This window comes from Kitasatospora cheerisanensis KCTC 2395, assembly GCF_000696185.1.
GTDB lineage: Bacteria > Actinomycetota > Actinomycetes > Streptomycetales > Streptomycetaceae > Kitasatospora > Kitasatospora cheerisanensis.
In genome coordinates this window covers 2,966,917-2,986,945 of the sequence record NZ_KK853997.1, presented here as the reverse complement: position 1 = coordinate 2,986,945, position 20,029 = coordinate 2,966,917, and the positions used below count along the sequence as shown (strand labels likewise).

The following is a 20,029-nucleotide window of genomic DNA, read 5'->3' as shown; positions in this document are numbered from 1 at the left end:
TGTGCCGGGTGCTTCCAGAGGGTCAGCTCTTGACGGCGCCGGACGTGATCCCGCCGACAATGTGCTTCCCCAGAACGGCGAAGATCAGTAGCAGCGGCAGGGTGCCGACCAGGGCTCCGGTCATGATCACGGCCTGGTTGATGTCGTGGCCGGAGCCGCCGCCGATCGCCGAGAGCGCGACCTGCACGGTCGGGTTCTGCTGGGTGAGGACCACGAAGGGCCAGAAGAAGTCGTTCCAGGACTGGACGAACACCAGCATGCCGAGCACCGCCATCGCGGGCCGGGCCACCGGGAACACCACGTGCCAGATGATCCGCAGGCTGTTCGCCCCGTCCACCCGGGCCGCCTCGATCAGCTCGAACGGCAGCGCCTCGGACAGGAACTGACGCATGAAGAACACGCCGAACGCGGCCACCAGCGAGGGCAGGATCACCGACTGGAGGTGGTTGCCCCAGTCCAGCTCGGTGATGATCCGGTACAGCGGGATCACGCTGAGCTGCGGCGGGATGGTCATGGTGGCGACCACCAGGGTGAGCAGCGCGTTCCGGCCGCGGAAGCGCAGCTTGGCGAAGGCGAAGCCGGCCAGCGTGGAGAACAGCACCGTGGACAGTGCCACGCAGCCCGCCACCACGGTCGAGTTGAGCAGCGCGGTGCCCATGTCGGCCTGGTCCCAGGCGACCGAGATGTTCTTCCACAGCTGCCCGCCGGGCACCATCGGCGGCGGCGACTGGGCCACCCGCTCGCCGGTGTGCGAGGCCGCGACGAACGTCCAGTACAGCGGGAACAGCGAGACCACGGCGGCGATCGCCAGCAGTACGTAGGCGACCGGCCCGGCCTTGTCGTGGTCGCCGGCGCCGCGGCGGAACAGGCTGCGCGGACGCTCCTGTTCGGCGGCCTTCGCCTCGCGGGGGGAGGGAGTGGACAGGGTGGCGGCCATGTCAGCCTCCCAGCTCGTGGCGCTTGCGGTAACGGGTGATCAGGAACTGCACCAGGCCGATCAGCAGCAGGATCAGCAGCATCGTCCAGGCCACCGCCGAGGCGCGGCCCAACTGGCGCGACGGCCAGCCCAGTTCGTACATGTACAGGCTGAGCGTCTGGAACTGGTGCGCGGAGCCGCCGGAGACGCCCACGCCGCCGCCGAACAGCATCGGCTCGCCGAACAGCTGGGTGGCGCCGATGGTCGACACGATGATGGTGAACAGGATGGTCGGCCGGATCGACGGGATGGTGATCCGGGTGAACTGCTGCCACCGGTTGGCCCCGTCCAGGCTGGCCGCCTCGTACAGGTCCTTCGGCACCGCCTGCATCGCGGCCAGGTAGATCAACGCGTTGTAGCCGGTCCAGCGCCAGGTCACGATGGTGGAGATGGCGATCTGCGAGGGCCAGGTCTCGGAGTACCAGTTCGGGTGCAGGCCGACCAGGTCCAGCGCCCAGTTGATGAACCCGTAGTCCGGGTTGAACAGCTGGACGAACACCAGGGTGGCGGCGGCGATCGAGGTGGCGTACGGGGCGAGGATCGCGACCCGGAAGAAACCGCGGCCCCGCATCCGGAAGTTGAGCAGGTGCGCGAGCCCCAGCGCCATCAGCAGCTGCGGGACGGTGGAGATCACCCCGATGGTGAAGGTGTTGCGCAGGGCCGTCCAGAACTGGTCGTTGGACCAGAGCCGGGTGTAGTTGCCGAAGCCCTTCCACTCCAACACGTCCGGCTTCAGCAGGTCGACGTAGTGCAGCGACAGCCAGCCGGTCCAGATCAGCGGGAACAGGCCGAACGCGGCGAAGCAGAGGAAGAACGGGGCGATGAAGGCGTACGGGGAGGCCTTCAGGTCGAACCGGTACAGACGGGAGCGCCAGGCGGGGCGCCCCGGGGCGACGGGCGGTGCCTCGGCGCGGACGTTGGTGGCCACTTGGGGTTTCCTTCCCGGGGGTGGCTAGGGGCGGCGGAACGGCGCCCGGCCGGGTGGGCGGACCCGGCCGGGCAGTTGGGATCGGTCACCGGCGGACGCCGGACCGGACCGGGCTCCCGATCAGGGAGCGGTCCGGGCCGGACGTCCGGCCGGATCAGGGAGCGGTCCGGGCCGGGTGTCCGGCCGGATCGGGGTCCGGCGACCCGGACCGGGGTCGGCCGGGGTCAGTGGCCGACCTTGTCGTCGATCAGCTTGGTGACGTTGCTCCAGGCCTTCGCCGGGTCGGTGCCGTGCTCCTCGATGTCGAGGACACCGTTGTCGGTGATGATCGTCTTCACGTTGCCGTCCTGCTCACCGATCGGCGCCGGCTTGATGGACTGCGCGGACGCGGCGAAGATCTGGCCGGTCGGGGCGTTGTTGAAGTACTCGGCCTTGGCGCCCTGGACGGCGGACTGCTGCAGGCCGCCCACGGTCGACGGCAGGTTGCCGACCTTGGTGAAGACCTTCGCCTGCTGCTCCGGCGCGGTCAGCCAGGCGGCCAGCGCGGCGGCCTCCTTGGTGTGCTTGCCGGCCTTCGGGACGGTCAGGAACGCGCCGCCCCAGTTGCCGGCGGCCGGCGGGGCCGCGACGTCCCACTTGCCCTTGCCCGAGTCGCCGGCGTACTTGCTGATCACGCCGGTCATCCAGGACGGGCAGACCACGGTGGCGAACTTGGCGTTCGCGAACGCGGCGTTCCACGGGTCCTGGAACTGGCGCAGGCCGGCGCTGATCTTGGCCTGCGAGGCGGAGACCGCCAGGTCCCAGGCCTTCTTCACGCCCGCGCTGTCCTTGTAGACCAACTTGCCGCTGGCGTCCGAGTACTGCACCGGCTCGGCGGACAGCGCGGCGTTGAACAGGCCGGACGCGGAGTCGGTGAAGAAGGTGCCGGCCGGGGCGTTCTTCTGGTAGGTCTTGCCCGCCTCGACGAACTTCGACCAGTCGCCCGCCCACAGCTTGCCGACCTCGGTGCGGTCGGTCGGCAGGCCGGCCTGCTGGAACAGGTCGGTGCGGTAGCAGATCGCCATCGGGCCGATGTCGGTGCCCAGACCGATCAGCGCGCCCTTCGCGGTGGTGGCCTGCTTCGACTTCCAGTCCAGCCAGTTGCCCGGGTTGATGCCGTCGGTCTTGCCGAGGTCCAGGAACTTGTCGCCGAGGGTGTTCGCGGCCTGCGCGATGTAGCCGACCTCGACCGCCTGGATGTCGGCCAGACCGCTGCCGGACGCCAGGTGGGTGGTCAGCGCGTCCCAGTACTTCTGGCCGTCCTGGACGGTGTCGTACTTGATCGTGACGTTCGGGTGCGCGGCCATGTACTCGTCGTACAGGCCCGCCTCCTTGTAGCCGAACGTGCCGAAGTCGCCGACGGTCAGGGTGACCTTCGCGTTGGCGTCGCCGGAACCGCTGCTGCCGCTGTCCGAGCCCGAGGAGCAGGCCGTGAGCAGCAGGGCGGAGGTGGCCAGCACCGCGGTGGCGAGGACGGCAGCTCTGCGGGGGCGAGTGGTGGTGCGCATGGGGGCGAACTCCTTTGTCCGGGTGGAGATCCGGGGCTTCCGGGGTGGATCGGAGAGGTTCTTGGAGCTTCTTGACGCTTCTCGGATGTTCTTGGTGCGCTGTTTTGTGGCTACAGTGTGGGAGCGCTCCCACACTTGGCATGCCGGAAGGTTGCTGTGTCGCGGGGGTGAGTGTCAAGACGTGGTGACACAAACGTTGCCGGAGCGTTTCCGGGAGCGTCACCGGGCCCGGCGCTCCACAGGGCCCCGCCCGGCAACCCGACCCCAGTTCGCCCCGGATGGTCGTGAACGGCGCGGGACCGGCCACAATGAACAGTCCGTACGGGGGCCGGGCGGGCGCGTCGGAACCGTGCCGCCCTCCCCGCCCGTCCCATCCGTCACAGAGACCGAGAGGTGCAGCGATGAGCCCGACCGCACAGCGCCCCGAAGCGCTCCACCAGGGCGCCGGCGGCAGAGCCACCGCGCGCCCCACCCTGGAGGAGGTGGCCGCACTGGCCGGCGTCGGCCGCGGCACCGTCTCCCGGGTCATCAACGGCTCGCCGCGGGTCAGCGCCAAGGCCCGCGAGGCCGTCCAGAACGCCATCGCCGAACTCGGCTACGTCCCCAACCGGGCGGCGCGCACCCTGGTCACCTCGCGCACCGACTCCATCGCGCTGGTCGTCCCCGAGGCCGAGACCCGACTCTTCTCCGAGCCGTACTTCTCCGACATCATCAGCGGCGTCTCGGCCGAACTCGCCGAGACCGACATGCAGTTGCTGCTGATCCTGGTCCGCAACCAGCGCGAGCGCGAACGCCTCTCCGCCTACCTGACCGCCCAGCGCGTCGACGGCGTCCTGGTCGTCTCGGTGCACCGCGACGACCCGCTGCCCGCCCTGCTGGAGAGCCTGGAGATCCCGTCCGTGCTCGCCGGACGGCGGGGCGACCTCGAACCGCTCAGCTACGTCCACGCCGACAACGCCGGCGGCGCCAGGATGGCCGTCCGGCACCTGCTGCGCCGCGGCTGCCGCCAGGTCGCCACCCTCACCGGCCCGTTGGACATGGAGGTCGCCCAGGCCCGCCTCGGCGGCTACCGCCGGGCCCTGGAGGAGGCCGGCCACCGCTACGACGAGGAACTGGTCGGCCTCGCCGACTTCACCGAGGAGGGCGGCCGGGTCGCGATGCGCGAACTCCTGGAACGGCGGCCCGAACTGGACGGCGTCTTCTGCGCGTCCGACGTGATGGCGGCCGGCGCGATGCAGGTGCTGCGGGCCGCCGGGCGCCGCATCCCCGACGACGTCGCGGTGATCGGCTTCGACGACTCGATCGTGGCGCGGCACACCGATCCGCCGATGACCAGCGTGCGACAGCCGATCGAGGAGATGGGCCGCACCATGGCCCGGCTGCTGCTCGACGAGATCGCCGAACGCGGCCGGGCCAGGCGGCAGGTGGTGCTGGCGACCGAGCTGATCGTGCGGGACTCCGCGTAGGCGGGGCGCGTGCGGCGGGGGCGCTTGGGCGGGGTCGGTGCGGCTCGGTGGCCGTGTGGTGCGGGGCGGTCGCCGGCTCGGCCGCAGGCCGTGGGGCGGCCTGCGGGGAGTGGCCGGGAATGGCCGGTGGGGCGGCCGGGGTGGCTCGCGTGGCCGGAGTGGCCAGGGTGGCCGGGGTGGGTCAGGAGTTGGGGCGCAGCGTCCAGATGATCTCCAGCACGCCGGTGACGTCGCCGTCCTCGCGGGTGATCTCCACGGTGATCGGGAACTCGGGGCGCTTGCCCTCGTCCAGTTCGGCGAGCACCTCGGCGACCGGGCGGCCCAGGGTGGCCGTGGCCGTCACCACGCCGCGGGCGAGCTTCTTGAACGAGATCTCGCCGACGGTGGGCAGCGGCACCGCGCGGTTCAGCTGGTCGCCGAACGCCGCCAGCACGATCGCGCCGCTCGCCGACTCGGCCAGCGTGAACATCGCGCCCGCGTGCGGCCCGCCCACGTGGTTGCGGTACTCGGGCAGGTCGGGCAGCCGCAGCACGGCCCGCTCCGGGGTGGTCTCCAGGTACTCCAGCTGCAGGGTCTTCACCATCGGGACGGTGTCGGTGAGCAGCTTGCCGATCGCAGTAGAGGTCATGGCGCCGATGTTACTGACAGGTAGCTTGGTCGTCCATGGTGGAGGCGTGGCTGCCCTCCCGGGACAGTGTCGCTGATGCCCCGTCAGGCGGCCGGGGAAGGGCGTGGGCGGGGTGCGGGCGGGGTGCGGGCCGGCGGCGGAGCGGGTGGGGCGGGGGTCGTGACGGCGGCCGTTGATCGGGGCTGGGGCCGCGACGGCGTGGCGGCATGACGACGCGGTGGCGTGGTGCGTGGTGGCGTGGTGGCGTGGTGGCGTGGTGGTGACACGGTGGGGGCGCGAAGTGCCGACAGCAAGAAGGGCCCTGGCCAATTCCCTTGGCCAGGGCCCTTCTTCGATGGGGTGAGCGACGGGACTCGAACCCGCGGCCACCTGGACCACAACCAGGTGCTCTACCAACTGAGCTACGCCCACCATCTGTCCGGTGCTTTCCCGCTTTCGCGTTCCCGCTCCGACAGGAAGAACTCTACAGGATGCCGAGGGGTGCTCGCGCCAGGGTTTCCCGACCGGGCAGGACCCGAGCCCTGGTCAGGCCGTGGGCACCTGGTGGCGGGCGGCGATCTCCCGAGCGGTGTCGCCGTCCGGGCCGGGCTGCGGAACGAACACGGCCTCGCGGTAGTAGCGGAGTTCGGCGATCGACTCGCGGATGTCCGCCAGCGCGCGGTGGCTGCCGCCCTTCTGCGGGCTGTTGTAGTAGGCGCGCGGGTACCAGCGGCGGGCCAGCTCCTTGATCGAGGAGACGTCCACGATCCGGTAGTGCAGGTGGCCCTCCAGCTCCGCCATGTCCCGGGACAGGAAGCCGCGGTCGGTGGCCACCGAGTTGCCGCACAGCGGCGCCTTGCCGGCCTCCGGAACGTGCTCGCGGACGTACGCCAGCACGCGCTCCTGCGCCTCGGCCATGGTCAGGCCGTCCGCGAGCTCGTCGAGCAGACCCGAGGCGGTGTGCATCTCCCGCACCACCTCGGGCATGCCCTCCAGCGCCTCGGCGGGCGGGCGGATGATCACATCCACGCCCTCGCCGAGCACGTTCAGCTCGGAGTCGGTCACCAGGGCGGCGACCTCGATCAGGGCGTCCCGATCGAGGTCGAGGCCGGTCATCTCACAGTCGATCCATACCAAACGGTCATTCACGCCCCTCACCCTACGGCGCGATCGCGCGCCCCCGACACTGCACGGGCCCCGTCCGGCCCGAACTCCGCCGTCCCGCGCGCCCCGCGCTCCGGCTCGGTCTCCGGGCGGTGCGATAGCCGCTGGCCACGGGCGCTCGGCTGCTGACCGTCCGCGTCCTCCGCGATTGCGTGCTCCGCCGACCGATCGAGCCGCTCCGCCCGGTCGGCGCGCTCGGAACGCTGGTCGGTGCGCTCGGAACGCTGGTCGCTGCGGTCGGTGCGGTCCGGGGCGGTGGAACGGTCGGTGCGGTCTGCCCTGTCCGTCCGGTCGGTCCGGTCCGCCGGGGCCGCACCGCGGCCGCCCGGGTACGCCGCACTCGGTCGCACCGGCTGGCCCGGTGACGGCTGGGCGTGCGCGTGCGCGGGCGGGGGCCCTGATGGGCGTTCGGGTACGGGGAGTTGCCGGGCTGGCCGGGGGCCGTTGCACCGGTGCCCCCGCCGGTCGGTCGGGCGGCGTACCGCGGGTCGCCCGGACGTTCCGGCGTGCGCGCGCCGAACGCTCCCGGCGGCGGACCGGGCTGCGGCGGCACCAGCGGACGCTGCCGCTGCCGACCCGCCGCTCCGGCCGAGCCACTCAGGCCGCCGGGACCGGGACCGCCTGCCGGAGCCGTTGCCTGACCGTGCGTCAGGCCGACGTTGCCGCCCGGACCCTGGGCCTGCTGGCCGAGCCCGCCCTGCACCGCCCCGCCGACACCCGGCGCGCCCGCCATGCGCTCGGCCGGGACGCCCTGCGCGGGCGACGCCGAGGCGCCGGCCGCCGGACGCCGGGCCCGGAAGGTGGTCCGGTAGGCGGCCGGGGAGACCCCGAGCTGGCGACGGAAGTGACCGCGCAGCGCCACCGGCGACCGGAAGCCGCAGCGGCGGGCGACGTCGTCCACCGACAGGTCGGAGGTCTCCAGCAGGCGCTGCGCCTGCAGCACCCGCTGGGTGATCAGCCACTGCAGCGGGGCGCTGCCGGTGAGCGTGCGGAAGCGCCGGTCGAAGGTGCGCCGCGACATGTAGGCGCGGGCCGCCAGGACCTCGACGTCGAACTGCTGGTTGAGGTTCTCCAACGCCCAGGTGACCACCTCGGCCAGCGGGTCGTTGCCGATCTCCTCCGGTAAAGACTGATCGATGTACTGGGCCTGACCTCCGCCACCGCGCCGGTTGGGCACCACCAGTCGGCGGGCCAGCGCGTTCGCGGCCTCGGCGCCGTGGTCGCTGCGGACCACGTGCAGGCAGAGGTCGATGCCGGCGGCGGTGCCCGCGGAGGTCAGCACGTCGCCGTCGTCGACGAAGAGTTCGCGCGGGTCGACGTGGACCCGCGGGTAGCGCTTGGCCAGCGTCGGCGCGTACATCCAGTGCGTGGTCGCCGGACGCCCGTCGAGCAGGCCGGCCGCGGCCAGGACGAAGGCGCCGGTGCAGAGGCCGATGATCCTGGCCCCCTCGTGGTGCGCCTTGCGGAGCGCGGCGATCGCCTCGACCGGCGGCGGCTGGGAGATCGAACGCCAGGCGGGCACCACGATGGTGCCGGCCCGGGAGAGCGCCTCCAGTCCGTACGGCGCGGTGAGGGTCAGCCCGCCGGTGGTGGTCAGCGGACCCTCTTCGCCCGCGCACACCAGCAGCCGGTAGCGGGGGACGCCGGCGTCCTGCCGGTCCACGCCGAACACCGACAGCGGGATCGAGCTCTCGAAGATCGGCGCCCCACTGAACAGCAGCACCGCGACCGTCTCGCGCCGCCGACGCCCGGCCAGCTTGCGCGGCGCCCCGAGCACACCCGGTCCGGCGGCGAGCGCGTCCGAGCCGGAGCCGGCACCGGAGTTGAGGCCGCTGCCGGAGGCGTAGGTGGTGCCGGTCGAGGACGCGGAGGAGGCGGGCGCTCCGGAGGCGAGGCCGCCGTGGCCGGAGAGGGGTGCGGAGGACTGCGGTCCGGCAGCCGGGCTGTACTGACCCGACGTCAGACTTGCGCCACCGCCGTAGGACTGATGCCCACTCGGCCCGACGCCGAGCGAACCGGACGACGCGCCACCGAACTTGCCGAGTCTTGCTCCGCCACCGGCAAGGCCCGACGGCTGGCGGCCGCCTTCAGGACCCGCGTCGCTCCTGCTCACCCTGCTCAAGGCGCTCCAGCCCCCTCGGTGGTGTGGTGGTCTCGGCTGCCGCTCTGCGAGCCAAGATCGAATCTACTTGGTGGACCGTTGCTGTTGTGACAAGTTCACCATCCGACGCTATGTCGACATGGCAATTTGGCGTGAAGCATTCGATCACGAAGCGTGGCACCCGTCGACCCCGCTGTGAAGGGGGCGCGGACAACCGTGGCTGGTTGTCGCACGACCTGCTCGTGATTCCTTCGCCAAAGGCACACCCGCCTGCCGCTGTGTGCTGCAGCTTTGCCCGAACGACGGGTCGGGCCGCCAAGTTGGCCGAAAACACACGGTTCAAATCGGGGGCGTGAGCCCAGCTCCCACGCGCCACAGCGCACACCTGAGCCAAGATCCCCGCGCCCCGTCAGCCCCCCGGCCCAACCCGAACCGGCCACCTCCGACCGCCTCCCACCTCACAGTCCGTCACTTCGTACCCCTCACTTCCCATCTGTCACACCAGCCCCAACAGCCCCACCCGCCCCACGATCGCCACGGATCACCCGCCCCACCCGGCGGCTCGTGCGGAGGAGCTGTGCGCCGCACATTCGTCCGAATCCGAACCCTGTCGAGGACGTGCTGCGAGAACGGCCGCGGAGGCGGCTATGAGGGTCGTCTGTGGGTGCGTGCGGGCGTGCGGGCCTGGACGGGTGCGGGTGCGGGTGCGCGCGAGGGTGCCAACTCCCGGGGCGGGGCGGTGCGGTGGGCCCGGGGGCAGCTCAGGGGTCCGGTGGCGAGCTCGTCGGGCCGGCCCCTTGGTGGTGGGCCGGTGCAGCCCGGGTGCTTCCGCCGATCCTCCGGGCGACAACTCGGCGCTGGCCGGGCCTGCTTGGACGTCTGCTGCGGGTTCAGCCGGCGGCTGTGGAGGCGTCGCTCCAGCGGGCCTGGGCGGCGGTCGGCAGGGTGACCGCTGCCGCCACCGATGCGGTGGCCGGGGAGGACGGTGTGGTTGCCGGCGATTTCGCGGGCGAGGCGACCGGCCCGAGGGGCGTCAGGGGCACTGCGCCGGTGAACGGCATGGACCGTGTGAAGGGCGCCTTCGGTCCGCTCGACGTGGGGGAGGGGGCCAGCCGGGAGGCCGGGACGGCCAGGCGGGTGCGGGGCGGGCGCTTGCGGCCGGGCGCGGCGGCGAAACCCCGGGCGGCGGTGGGGCGTTCGGCGGCGCCGAGGATGAGGCGTACCGCCTCCGGCAAGTCCGGCGCGCTGACGGTGGGACGGTAGCCGCGCTCCGCCCAGGGCCGGCCGTGGTGCAGCCAGACGCTGCGAAGCCCGGTGGCCTCGGCGCCGGCGATGTCGGCGGGACCGTAGTCGCCGACCATCCAGGTCTCGGCGGTCCAGTCGCCGGCCGGGCGGAACCCGCAGCGCCGGGCCGCGATTTCGAAGATCAGCGGATCCGGTTTGACGCAGCGGGCCTCCTCCGAGATGACCCAGCCGTCCACCATTGCGGCGAGCCCGGTGAGCCGGATCTTCTCCAGTTGGGGCCGCGTCCCGCCATTACTGACGATCCCCAGCGTCCATCCCGCCTCGCGGGCCTCGCGTAACGCGCGCACATGTGAATCGGGGCAATTGATGTGGGAGTTGATGCCGAGGCGATAGTGGCCGAGCATCGACTCGACCGACCGGTCGATGCCGTAGCGGCGTTTCGCCGCTCCCAGTACGGTGCTTCGCGGCACGTAGCCGCTCCCGTCGAGCATGACCAACCAGTCGAGGTCACCGGCGGGCAGGTTGTTCTCGGCGAGGAAGTCCTCCGCCCAAGCCCGGAATGCGGCGTCCCTGGGCAGCAAAGTGTTGTCGAGGTCGAGCAGGAGCAGCGGCATGCCGAGCATGCTGCCAGCGGGCGCCCCATATGCATGTGGCAATTGCCAAAGGGAAATCGAATTCCCACGAATTGGCCGAATCCGGCCGCTACGCACCCAACTCGGCCCATGATCGGTCGAATGCTTCCTTCGCGCCGTCGCGTAAGCCGACCCGCGCCCCGCCCGGTGCCGGGTCTGTTCGAGAACGACCGGGAAGCCGCCCTGTGTTGACGCGCTCCGCCGCTCGGCTGCACCCTCCACGGTCAGCGGCGATCTCTGACGATGACAGTCGGATCACGTTGTGTGCCTGCCCTGTTGCGCGCACTGCGGGTCGTCGGTCAAGCTCCATGAAACCCGCCCCGGGAGGGGCGCACGCGCCGGCGTGTGATTCCCCCACAAGCGGGAACCTGGTCGTACGAGGGCTTCGCCGCTGGGTGCGGCCCGTTCCGCGCCGTACTCTGAAAGGCACAGGTCGCCAACGGTGGTAGTCGTTTCCGAACGGTTCGCCATCGCGGTCGTGCCTCTCCCCGGGCCAGGGCGGTCCGCCGCCGTGTCCCCCTGTGCAGGCCCATCCCGGTTGAAGAGTTTTGAGCCATGGCTGGTCGAGAGCCTTCCGGTTCTGCCCACGGCAGTCCGCGGGACGACAGGTCCGCTGCCGAGTTCCTCGGCGCCCCGCCGGCGCCCGATCCGGCACGCCGTCCGGACGTTGACGCCCCCAGGAGCGGAGAGGTACGCCCCGGCCGGGACGCTGATGGCAGGGCCGTCGGTGATGGCCTCGAACGCGACGGGCGCGGGGACGGCGGCACCGGGAACAGCCCCATCGGAGGCGGCGGGGTCGGTGACGGTCGGATCGGCGACTGTGCGGACGGCGACGATTGGGGCGGTCCCGAGAACGCGTCCGACCGTTCAGGCCGGGCGAGTTGGGCCATGCGCCTCGGCCGTGCGGGCGTGTTCGGGAGACCCGCACGTCGGCGGCGTCCGGACCGGCCGGGCACCGGGCCGAGCCGCCGCACCCCTGCCACTCCCGGCAATGCGGCGGACCCTGCCGCCGTCCCACGACCCGGTACCGCGGAGGACGCGATGACCGACAGCTCCCGTCCGACGGTCGGCCGCCGCGACGGCGATGGCGAACCCCAGCTCCAGGAGCACGGCTCGCGCGCCTGCGACCCGCAGTTCCAGCACGGTGTGGTGGTCGGGTTCGACGGCTCCCTCTCCAGCGAACGTGCCCTGGCCTACGCCATCGGCATGGCCCGCCGCTCCCAGTGCGGACTGGTGATCGTCCACGTCGCCAACCGGCTCCCCGCCACGGTCTGGGCCGGCTGCGAGCCGCCCGTCTTCGTGGACCTCCCCGACCAGCGCACCGAGATCCTCGGCCTCGAACTCGCCTGCGCCGACTTCCTCTCCGGCGTCCCCTGGATCCTCGTCGAGCGAGGCGGGGACATCTGCCACGAGATCGAAGAGGTCGGCCGCGAGTACGCCGCGGACGCCATCGTGGTCGGCAGCACCCACGGGCTGCTCGGGAAGATCTTCGGTTCGGTCTCCGGCCGACTCGCCCGCCGCGCGAACCGTCCGGTCATCGTCATCCCCTGACCGGGCCGCGGTCCCGACTGTCGCGCCCGCGGTTCGCCGGCAGCCGCAGGCGCCCGCTTCCCCTCCGTCGTACGGGGGCATAGGTGGTGGCCGGATGCGGGTGCGAGGAATCGGCCACCCATGACCTGTGAACCCTGATGTGGCGGCGGTAGGCGCCGCGCCGTGGCGGCTCTGTGGGTGGAGGGCCGGCCGGGGTTCCGGCTCGGCCGAACGAGTCGTTCCGGCCCTGCAGCGTGCGTCATATCAGCTGCCGAACCCGGGCATGGCCGACCATGCCTAGGTGACCCATCGTCATATCGGCTTACCAGCAGCCCAACAGCGCCCGGCGGCGGGTGCGGCTCGCTGCCCCCTGCCGTCCCTCCTGGGGACTGCCCTGCTGGTGCCGGTCTTCGTCGGCGGTGGCTGGACTCCGGAACCCGGTACCCACCGGGGCGGGGAGGTGCGCGACGCCCTGACGTTGAGCGTCAGCACCAACGCCAGCACCGATGCTCATGTCCGGCTCCGGGCCGGGGAGGTGGCCGCCCGCACCTACCATCTCACCAACCATGCCGAATACCCGCTCAGTCGGGTTGTTCTGAGCGACCCTCAACTTCCCGGCGGCCAGGCCCAGTGCGATGCCGGAGGGACGGTCCCGCCGGGCGGCAGCCTCGACTGCACCGCTTCCTTCACGGCCGTCGGCGGACCCCAGGCCGCCCAGGTCGCCGCCACTGCCGATGCCCCCAACCGGATCCCGCAAGCCCATGCCGACGCACCCACCGGCTACTTGGGCATCACCTCCGGACTCCGACTCGCCCGCGTGGGAGAACCCAGCGGCACGGGAGTGTCCCGCCGCTCCGTGCCGCAGGCCTCTCAGGAAGCCGCACCACCTGCTGCCCCGGATGCGGCTCCGTCTGCCACGCCGGAGATCGCTCCGTCCGACGGCTCCCGCCGCGCTGCGACGAGGGCGCTGACCGCCGTTGGGGGGACGGTCGAACTCCGTTACCGCGTGGAGGCGTTCGGGGACGTCCCGGTCACCAACGTCTCGGTGGTCGAAGGACTCCCCGATGTCGGAGCGGTGACCTGCGCGGGCCCCGACGGAGGCCGGACCCTCGTCCCCGGCCAGGGCGTCGACTGCCAGGCGACCGGAATCGCCCGTCCCGGCCACCAGACCGGCACCGCGCGCGCCGACGGTCTGGCGGACGACGGGACCGTCGGACCGGACGGCAACCCGCAGGCTCCGCGACTGCTCTCCGCGGACGCGCCCGGAGCGTACGACGGACTCAGCCCCGCCCCGCCCCCCACAGCCCCGGAACCGCCCACCGCTCCCGCTGCCCAGCCGCCCCCTGGCACCGGCGGGGGCACCACTACCGGCACCGGCACCGGGACCGGGACCGGCGGAGGTACAGGCACTGGTGCGGCGGCCGGAGCGGGTGCGGCTGCTGCCGCCGGAACCGGAGCCGGGGCCGGGGCCGGGGCGGTGGCTGGTGCGGCTGCGGGCGCGGTCGTCGCTCCAGGAGCGGCCGCGCCCGGGGCGGGGCCGGCCAGTGCGGCCGTCGCGGCGGCGGCCGCAGCAGGGTTGTTGCCGGTACCGGTTCCGGCGCCCGCCGCAGCACCGGGCGGAGCCGCGGCAGCGGCTGCGGCGGCTGCTGCCGCAGCCGGGCAGCAAGCCGGCGCGGCGGCTCCGGGGCAGCCCGCTGCCGCGGCCCCTGGCGGCGCAGCCGCAGCGGCCCCCGCAAGCCAGGCCGTGGTGCCGTTCCTGCCCGGAGCGGCACCCGCCCTGGTTCCTGGTGGAACGGCCTTTGCGCTGCCTGCTTCGCCGTTCGCCGCGCCGGGTGCCGTCGGTGCGTCAACTGTGCCCGGGGGCAGTCAGGTTGGAGTCGGCGCGACGACTCCTGGGGGCGCTCCGGCGGGCGGCGGAGCCCTGGCGTTCGGGCCGAGTGCGGGTGCGCCGGCCGGGCCGGGCCAGGGCGGTGCGACTGCGGGAGGGACCTCCGGCGGTGGGGCCTCCGCCGGAGGGCGGTCGCCGGGCGGTGCGCAGGCCCAACCAGGGGACGACTACTGGAATCCGGATCAGGATGAGGACAACCCGTGGGACATCACCGAGGTGATGATGCTGCTGCTGGTGATTCTCCTTCCTGTGCTGTGCGTGCTGGCGGCGGCGTTCACCGTCCGAGGGCGGAGGCAACGGTGAACGGGCGCAGTGTGGTGATCCGACCGGATGGCGGGGTGACCGGGACCGACCCGGCGATGCCGAGGGTTGTCGTAGACGTAACTCTTGTCGAGTCAAGGAACGAGGCGCGGCGCGTGGCCGCACTCGATCTCCGCCTGCCGGGAGCGATCCGTGGCGGCGCTGGGGTGACGCCGGGCGTCCAGGCATGCGGACCCGGGGGGCGGCGATGCTGATCGTCGCCCTGGCCGCCGTTGCGGGTGCGGCGCTCGCGCTCGTGATCGGACTACTGCTCGGCCAGACGAAGCGCGCGCGGGAGGGGTCCACGACGCCGCAGGCGCTGTCCTTCGCCGGGGCGGCGATCCTCGGCTTCTTCGCGCTCTTCCTGGGCTTCAGCATCGCCGGCACCTGGCAGCAGCTGAACTCGGCCCGCCAGCACACCTACGAGGAGTCGCGGGCTCTCGCGGAGGCCTACTGGAACGCCGGCAGTCTGCCGGCCGCCGACCGCGCGGCGGTGCGGGAGCGGCTGCGGAACTACACCAAGGTGGTGATCGACGACGAGTGGGCGGCGATGCAGCACGACACCGGAAGTCAGGCCGCCTGGCTGGCGATCGACCAGGTGCGGGCCGCCGTCGACCGCGCCGCGGTGCAGACCACGGCGGAGACGAGCGCGCGGACCGATGTGCTGCGCAGCCTGTCCGACGTCAACGCCAAGCGGAACGCGCGGCTGGGTGACATCCGGGCGTCCGTGCCGGTGGTGGCGATCGGCGGACTGCTGGTGGGCGCGGTGTTCGTACTGGCCACGCCCTCGGTGATCGGGCTGACGGCCAACACGCGGAACCTGATGCTGATGTGCTTCGTAGGCGCCTCCGTGGCGTTCGGGGTGAGCATGGTGGCGGTGATGAGCGGCCCGTTCTCCGGCGCGGTGCGGATCCAGCCGACCGCGTTCCAACTGGCGTTGGAGCGGTACGACCAGATCGACACCGATGCCGGTGGGTCGGCACTGCCGCCGTTCTAGCCTCGTTCGGCGGACCGACCTGAGGATGGGCCGGGACGCGGCGGTCCGGGCACTTCCGCAGGTGTTGGCCCGTCAGCAGGGCTGTGTCGGAAGGTGGTTCAGGAGTTGACGCCGAGTTCGCGCGCGATCAGCATCCGCTGGACCTCGGAGGTGCCCTCGCCGATCTCCAGGATCTTGCAGTCGCGCCACATGCGGGCGACCGGGTACTCGTTCATGAAGCCGTAGCCACCGTGGATCTGGGTCGCCTCGCGGGCGTTGTCGACCGCAGCCTCGGAGGCGTACAGCTTGGCAATGGCTGCCTCCTTCTTGAAGGCCTCGGAGTGCAGCAGCCGGGAGGCGGCGTCCCGCCAGGCCAGGCGGGAGGTGTGTGCGCGCATCTCCATGTCGGCGAGCTTGAACTGGATGACCTGGTTGGCGCCGATCGGCCGGCCGAAGGCGCGGCGCGTGGCGGCGTAGGACAGGGACTGGTCGACGCACCCCTGGGCCAGGCCGGTGGCCAGGGCCGCGATGGCGATGCGGCCCTCGTCGAGGATGCGCAGGAACTGGGCGTAGCCGCGGCCCCGGCGACCGAGCAGGTTGGCCGCGGGAACTCGGCAGTCGGAGAAGGACAGTTCGCGGGTGTCGGAGGCGTTCCACCCGACCTTCGAGTACTTCTTCGACACCTGGAACCCGGGGGTTCCAGTGGGGACGATAATGGAGGAGATCTCCCTCGTAGGCGAGTTGTTTACACCTCCGTCACTCGAATGTGTGAGCGGTTCGGTCAGTGCGGTGACGGTCACCAGGCCGGTGATATCGGTCCCGGAATTGGTGATGAAGCACTTGCTGCCGTTGATCACCCATTCATCGGTGGCCTCGTCGTAGCGCGCGGTGGTGCGGGTTCCGCCGGCGTCCGTGCCGCCCTCGGGCTCGGTCAGGCCGAACGCGCCGAGCATCTGACCGGACGTCAACTTCGGCAGCCACTCGCGCTTCTGCTCCTCGGTGCCGAAGAGGTAGATCGGCATGGCGCCGAGCGAGACTGCGGCCTCCAGGGTGATCGCCACCGAGGAATCGACCCGGGCCAATTCCTCCAGGGCCAGGCAGAGTGCGAAGTAATCGCCGCCCATGCCGCCGTACTCCTCGGGGAAGGGAAGCCCGAACAGGCCCATCCGCCCCATTTCCCGAATGATTTCGTACGGGAATTCATTCTGCTCGTAGTATTCGCCGATCTTCGGCGCAACCACGTCGTTGGCAAACTCCGCAACGGTGCGGCGGAGTTCCTCGTAGTCACTGCTCAGCCGGTGGTCGAGCACAGGGATCCTCCCGGGATCGAGGCCTGGTGGGCCTGGCGAGGGTGGTGGAATCAGCGGTCAGGCCGTGGGCCCGAGCAGGGCGCGGACGGTCCGCGACGGGCTGGGGCGGCCGAGTTGACGCGCCATCCAGCCGCTGGTTTCGGCGAGCGCCGCGAGGTCGACGCCGGTCTCGATGCCCAGGCCGTGCAGCATCCAGACCAGGTCCTCGGTGGCCAGGTTGCCCGTGGCGCTCTTGGCGTACGGGCAGCCGCCGAGGCCGCCGGCCGAGGCGTCCACCACCGTCACGCCGGAGCGGAGCGCGGCCAGCGTGTTGGACAGGGCCTGCCCGTAGGTGTCGTGGAAGTGCACCGCGATCCGATCGATCGGAACACCGGTGCGGGTGAACTCGTCGAGCAGCGCCTTGACCTGGCCGGGCGTCGCGACGCCGATGGTGTCGCCGAGGCTCAACTCGGCGCAGCCCATCTCCAGCAGGGCCAGTCCGTGCCGGACCACCTGGGCGATCGGGACAGGCCCTTCCCACGGATCGCCGAAGCACATGGACAGGTAGCCGCGCACGGGGACGCCTGCGGCCGTGGCGCGTTCGACCACGGGGCGGAACATGGCCATCGCCTCGTCGGCCGAGCGATTCAGATTGCGCCGGGCGAACGTCTCGGTCGCGCTGGCGAACACCGCGACCTCGCCCGCGTGGTGGGCCAGCGCCCGGTCCAGTCCGCGCTCGTTTGGCACCAGGACGGGCAGTCGCAGCCCCGGGTGGCGCCCGGGCAGGTCGGCCAGCCGGGGCATCAGCTCCTCGGCGTCGGCCAGCTGCGGCACCCACTTGGGGTGGACGAAGCTGGTGGCCTCCACGGTGCGCAGCCCGGCGGCCGCCAGCCGCGCGATGAACTCCGCCTTGACGTCGACGGGGACGAGCGTGCCCTCGTTCTGCAGGCCGTCGCGCGCGCCGACCTCGTGGATGCGCACCCGGGCGGGCAGATCGGGGTCGCGCACCGGGTCCGGCAGGCCGAGGTCCAGCACGGTCGGTTCCGGCGCGGTCCGGTCAGGGGTGGTGGTCATCGTGCAGCCTCCGACAGTTTCGCGGTGGTGCCGGCCGCCGCCTCGGTGCTGGCGCCGGCTTCCCCTCCGGCGGTGCTGTCGGCTTCCGTGCCAGCAGCGGCACCGGCGTCTTCGTCGTCCGGAGCGACGGCCACCAGCGCCTCGTCCATGGCGACGGTGGCCCCGGCGGTGACCCTCAGGTCCTCGACGGTGCCGTCGTGCGGCGCGGCGATGACGTGCTCCATCTTCATGGCCTCGAGGACGAGCAGCGCCTGTCCGCGGCGGACCCGCTCGCCGGCCTCGACCTTGACCACAGTGACGGTGCCGGGCATCGGGGCGGTGAGGGTGCCGTGGTGGACGGTGCCGGCGGCGGCGCGCTCGGCAATTGGGTCGAACGGGTGAACGGGCCAGGCATCTCCGTCGGTGCCGAGCCAGTGCGTGATGCCCTCGGCGGTGCGCTCCTCGGCGACCGTGAAAGTGGCCTGCAGGCCGTCAACCGCAAGGCGGAGCAGGTTTCCGTCACGGCTCGCGCGAGCTCGCCGGATCGGGCCGCCGTCGAGTCGGACCTCCCACTCGGGAGTGGTCGCGGCAGAAAAACCGCTGGCGCTCTCGAATTCACCGCTGGTAGTCATTCGGCAACTCACGGCGACCGGTTCGCGGCCGGCGAGCCGGAGTCGGTGCGTGGTCCAAGCGGTCTCGCCACCGAGTCGCCAACCGGAAGGGAGGGAGAAGGGGTCGGTCCAGCCGTCGGAGGCGTCGGTCGGGCCGAGTTCGAGCTGCCGCACCAGTGCGGCGGCGAAGTGGAGCAGGTCGATCGACTCGGGACGGGTGTACGGAGAGCTCAGCACGGAGGGGTCCTGCTGGGCGCTGCGTTCCACCAGGCCGGTGTCGAGCCGTCCTGCCGTCACCTCGGGCTGAGCCAGCAGCCGGCGCAGGTAGCCGGTGTTGGTGGTGACGCCCAGGATGCGGGTCTCGGCGAGTGCGGCCCGCAGCCGACGGATCGCGGTCGGGCGGTCGGGCCCGTACGCGATCACCTTGGCGAGCATCGGGTCGTACAGGCTGCCGATCCGCTCGCCGGGTGCGATTCCGGAGTCCACCCGGATGCCCTCGCCCGAGGGTTCGTCCAGCAGCAGTACTTGACCGCCGGTGGGCAGGAAGTCCCGTTCCGGGTCCTCGGCGCAGATGCGGGCCTCGATCGCGTGGCCCAGGAAGGAGATGTCGGACTGTGTGAACGACAGTGCTTCGCCCGCGGCGACGCGCAGCTGCCACTCGACCAGGTCGAGCCGCTGCGGTCCCTCGGGGCCGTCGACGGAGACGGCCAGTTCCGTGACGGGGTGTTCCACCTGGAGGCGGGTGTTCATCTCCATGAAGAAGAAGTCGAGGACGTCGTCGGCGTCGGGCCCTGCCGGGTCCCCGCCGGGAACGATGAACTCGACCGTGCCGGCGCCGGTGTAGCCACAGGCTTCGGCGGCACGTACCGCGGCCGCGCCCATCGCGGCCCGGGTCCGAGCGTTCAACAGGACGGAAGGAGCCTCTTCGATGAGCTTCTGATGGCGGCGCTGGAGACTGCACTCGCGCTCGCCGAGGTGAACGGTCCGGCCGTGGGTGTCGGCCAGGACCTGCACCTCGATGTGGCGCGGCTGGTCCACCCAGCGCTCGAGGAGCAGGGTGTCGTCGCCGAACGCGGTGCGGGCCACCCGGCGGGCGGCGGCGAGCTCGGCGGGCAGCTCGGCCGGGTCGCGGACCAGGCGCATGCCCTTGCCGCCGCCGCCGGCCGAGGGCTTGAGCAGCACCGGGTAGCCGATCCGGGCCGCCGCCTCGATCAGCTGCTCGTCGCTGGGCGAACCGTCCTCGCTGCCGGGAACGACGGGCACCCCGGCAACGCGGACGGCCTCCTTGGCGTTGATCTTGTCGCCCATCAGTTCCACCGCAGCCGGCGGCGGGCCGATGAAGACCAGCCCGGCCTGGTTGCAGGCCTCGGCGAAGGCGGGGTTCTCGGCGAGGAACCCGTAGCCGGGGTGGACGGCCCGTGCGCCGGTCCGGCGGGCGGCGTCCAGGATCAGGTCGGTGCGCAGGTAGGTCTCGGCGGCCGAGCTGTCGCTCCGGTCGGCGGGCCCGAGCCGGACCGCCAGGTCGGCGGCCCGGACGTGCGGGGCATCCGCGTCCGCGTCGCTGTGCACGGCGACCGAGCGAACGCCCAGCCGTCGAAGGGTGCGGATCACCCGCAGCGCGATCTCGCCGCGGTTGGCGACGAGCACGGTGTCGAACATGGAGGTGTGCCTCCGTTGCGAGAAGAACGGGTGAGCGAGTTGACGATGCATCAGGAG

At 72.0% G+C, this 20,029-nt stretch carries 13 protein-coding genes, 1 tRNA gene and 1 pseudogene; 4 read left to right on the top strand and 11 right to left on the bottom strand.

What is annotated here, in order from left to right; genetic code table 11:
• Positions 1-22: 22 nt before the first annotated feature.
• The 3 genes from KCH_RS13440 to KCH_RS13430 all read right to left on the bottom strand — a co-directional run bounded on the left by KCH_RS13440 (position 23) and on the right by KCH_RS13430 (position 3,451).
• Positions 23-937, bottom strand: coding sequence for a carbohydrate ABC transporter permease (locus tag KCH_RS13440; RefSeq protein ID WP_035862931.1), 915 nt, complete (start codon positions 935-937; stop codon positions 23-25).
• A gap of 1 nt (position 938) precedes the next feature.
• Complete coding sequence (locus KCH_RS13435; RefSeq protein ID WP_035862923.1) at positions 939-1,904, bottom strand: carbohydrate ABC transporter permease; 966 nt, start codon at positions 1,902-1,904, stop codon at positions 939-941.
• A 224-nt stretch (positions 1,905-2,128) separates the two neighbouring features.
• On the bottom strand, positions 2,129-3,451 hold the full coding sequence (locus tag KCH_RS13430) for an ABC transporter substrate-binding protein (RefSeq protein WP_035862922.1): 1,323 nt from the start codon (positions 3,449-3,451) through the stop codon (positions 2,129-2,131).
• 401 nt (positions 3,452-3,852) lie between these two features.
• Between KCH_RS13430 and KCH_RS13425 the strand changes: the two genes are divergently transcribed.
• Positions 3,853-4,917: a LacI family DNA-binding transcriptional regulator gene (locus KCH_RS13425; protein WP_035862920.1), complete on the top strand. Its 1,065-nt coding sequence runs from the start codon at positions 3,853-3,855 to the stop codon at positions 4,915-4,917.
• A 181-nt stretch (positions 4,918-5,098) separates the two neighbouring features.
• Here KCH_RS13425 and KCH_RS13420 read toward each other — a convergent pair whose 3' ends face one another.
• The 5 genes and pseudogenes from KCH_RS13420 to KCH_RS37260 form a co-directional block, all read right to left on the bottom strand.
• Entirely contained in the window at positions 5,099-5,545 is a 447-nt protein-coding gene (locus tag KCH_RS13420; RefSeq protein ID WP_035862918.1) for a DUF4442 domain-containing protein, read from the bottom strand.
• A gap of 335 nt (positions 5,546-5,880) precedes the next feature.
• A tRNA-His gene (locus KCH_RS13415) sits at positions 5,881-5,956 on the bottom strand.
• Positions 5,957-6,070: 114 nt separating this feature from the next.
• Positions 6,071-6,673 (bottom strand): oligoribonuclease, encoded by a 603-nt coding sequence (gene orn / locus KCH_RS13410; RefSeq protein ID WP_035862916.1) that lies wholly within the window; start codon positions 6,671-6,673, stop codon positions 6,071-6,073.
• A gap of 571 nt (positions 6,674-7,244) precedes the next feature.
• Positions 7,245-8,465: pseudogene (locus tag KCH_RS13405) on the bottom strand (helix-turn-helix domain-containing protein); the annotation flags it as partial.
• A 1,214-nt stretch (positions 8,466-9,679) separates the two neighbouring features.
• Complete coding sequence (locus tag KCH_RS37260; protein WP_051653031.1) at positions 9,680-10,648, bottom strand: HAD family hydrolase; 969 nt, start codon at positions 10,646-10,648, stop codon at positions 9,680-9,682.
• Positions 10,649-11,707: 1,059 nt separating this feature from the next.
• Between KCH_RS37260 and KCH_RS13395 the strand changes: the two genes are divergently transcribed.
• From KCH_RS13395 to KCH_RS13385, 3 genes are all read left to right on the top strand, one after another.
• Positions 11,708-12,217, top strand: coding sequence for a universal stress protein (locus KCH_RS13395; protein ID WP_035862913.1), 510 nt, complete (start codon positions 11,708-11,710; stop codon positions 12,215-12,217).
• Positions 12,218-12,497: 280 nt separating this feature from the next.
• On the top strand, positions 12,498-14,387 hold the full coding sequence (locus tag KCH_RS47650; protein WP_482793295.1) for a DUF7507 domain-containing protein: 1,890 nt from the start codon (positions 12,498-12,500) through the stop codon (positions 14,385-14,387).
• A gap of 184 nt (positions 14,388-14,571) precedes the next feature.
• The gene (locus tag KCH_RS13385) at positions 14,572-15,381 is read left to right on the top strand and encodes a bestrophin-like domain (protein ID WP_084223575.1); all 810 of its coding nucleotides are present in this window, start codon (positions 14,572-14,574) and stop codon (positions 15,379-15,381) included.
• A 98-nt stretch (positions 15,382-15,479) separates the two neighbouring features.
• Here KCH_RS13385 and KCH_RS13380 read toward each other — a convergent pair whose 3' ends face one another.
• From KCH_RS13380 to KCH_RS13370, 3 genes are read right to left on the bottom strand one after another with little or no spacing between them, the layout of a single operon-like run.
• On the bottom strand, positions 15,480-16,670 hold the full coding sequence (locus tag KCH_RS13380) for an acyl-CoA dehydrogenase family protein (protein ID WP_425268768.1): 1,191 nt from the start codon (positions 16,668-16,670) through the stop codon (positions 15,480-15,482).
• A 57-nt stretch (positions 16,671-16,727) separates the two neighbouring features.
• Positions 16,728-17,723 (bottom strand): hydroxymethylglutaryl-CoA lyase, encoded by a 996-nt coding sequence (locus tag KCH_RS13375; RefSeq protein ID WP_051653029.1) that lies wholly within the window; start codon positions 17,721-17,723, stop codon positions 16,728-16,730.
• Positions 17,720-19,972 (bottom strand): ATP-binding protein, encoded by a 2,253-nt coding sequence (locus KCH_RS13370; protein ID WP_084223573.1) that lies wholly within the window; start codon positions 19,970-19,972, stop codon positions 17,720-17,722. Before KCH_RS13370 ends, KCH_RS13375 begins: the two co-directional genes overlap by 4 nt.
• Positions 19,973-20,029: the final 57 nt, after the last annotated feature.

What these genes read in the sequence shown, in the direction of transcription:
- KCH_RS13440 (WP_035862931.1), bottom strand. Translation starts at nt 937, where the DNA reads ATGGCCGCCACCCTGTCCACTCCCTCCCCCCGCGAGGCGAAGGCCGCC.
- KCH_RS13430 (WP_035862922.1), bottom strand. Translation starts at nt 3,451, where the DNA reads ATGCGCACCACCACTCGCCCCCGCAGAGCTGCCGTCCTCGCCACCGCG.
- KCH_RS13425 (WP_035862920.1), top strand. Translation starts at nt 3,853, where the DNA reads ATGAGCCCGACCGCACAGCGCCCCGAAGCGCTCCACCAGGGCGCCGGC.
- KCH_RS13420 (WP_035862918.1), bottom strand. Translation starts at nt 5,545, where the DNA reads ATGACCTCTACTGCGATCGGCAAGCTGCTCACCGACACCGTCCCGATG.
- KCH_RS37260 (WP_051653031.1), bottom strand. Translation starts at nt 10,648, where the DNA reads ATGCCGCTGCTCCTGCTCGACCTCGACAACACTTTGCTGCCCAGGGAC.
- KCH_RS13395 (WP_035862913.1), top strand. Translation starts at nt 11,708, where the DNA reads ATGACCGACAGCTCCCGTCCGACGGTCGGCCGCCGCGACGGCGATGGC.
- KCH_RS13385 (WP_084223575.1), top strand. Translation starts at nt 14,572, where the DNA reads ATGCGGACCCGGGGGGCGGCGATGCTGATCGTCGCCCTGGCCGCCGTT.
- KCH_RS13375 (WP_051653029.1), bottom strand. Translation starts at nt 17,723, where the DNA reads ATGACCACCACCCCTGACCGGACCGCGCCGGAACCGACCGTGCTGGAC.
- KCH_RS13370 (WP_084223573.1), bottom strand. Translation starts at nt 19,972, where the DNA reads ATGTTCGACACCGTGCTCGTCGCCAACCGCGGCGAGATCGCGCTGCGG.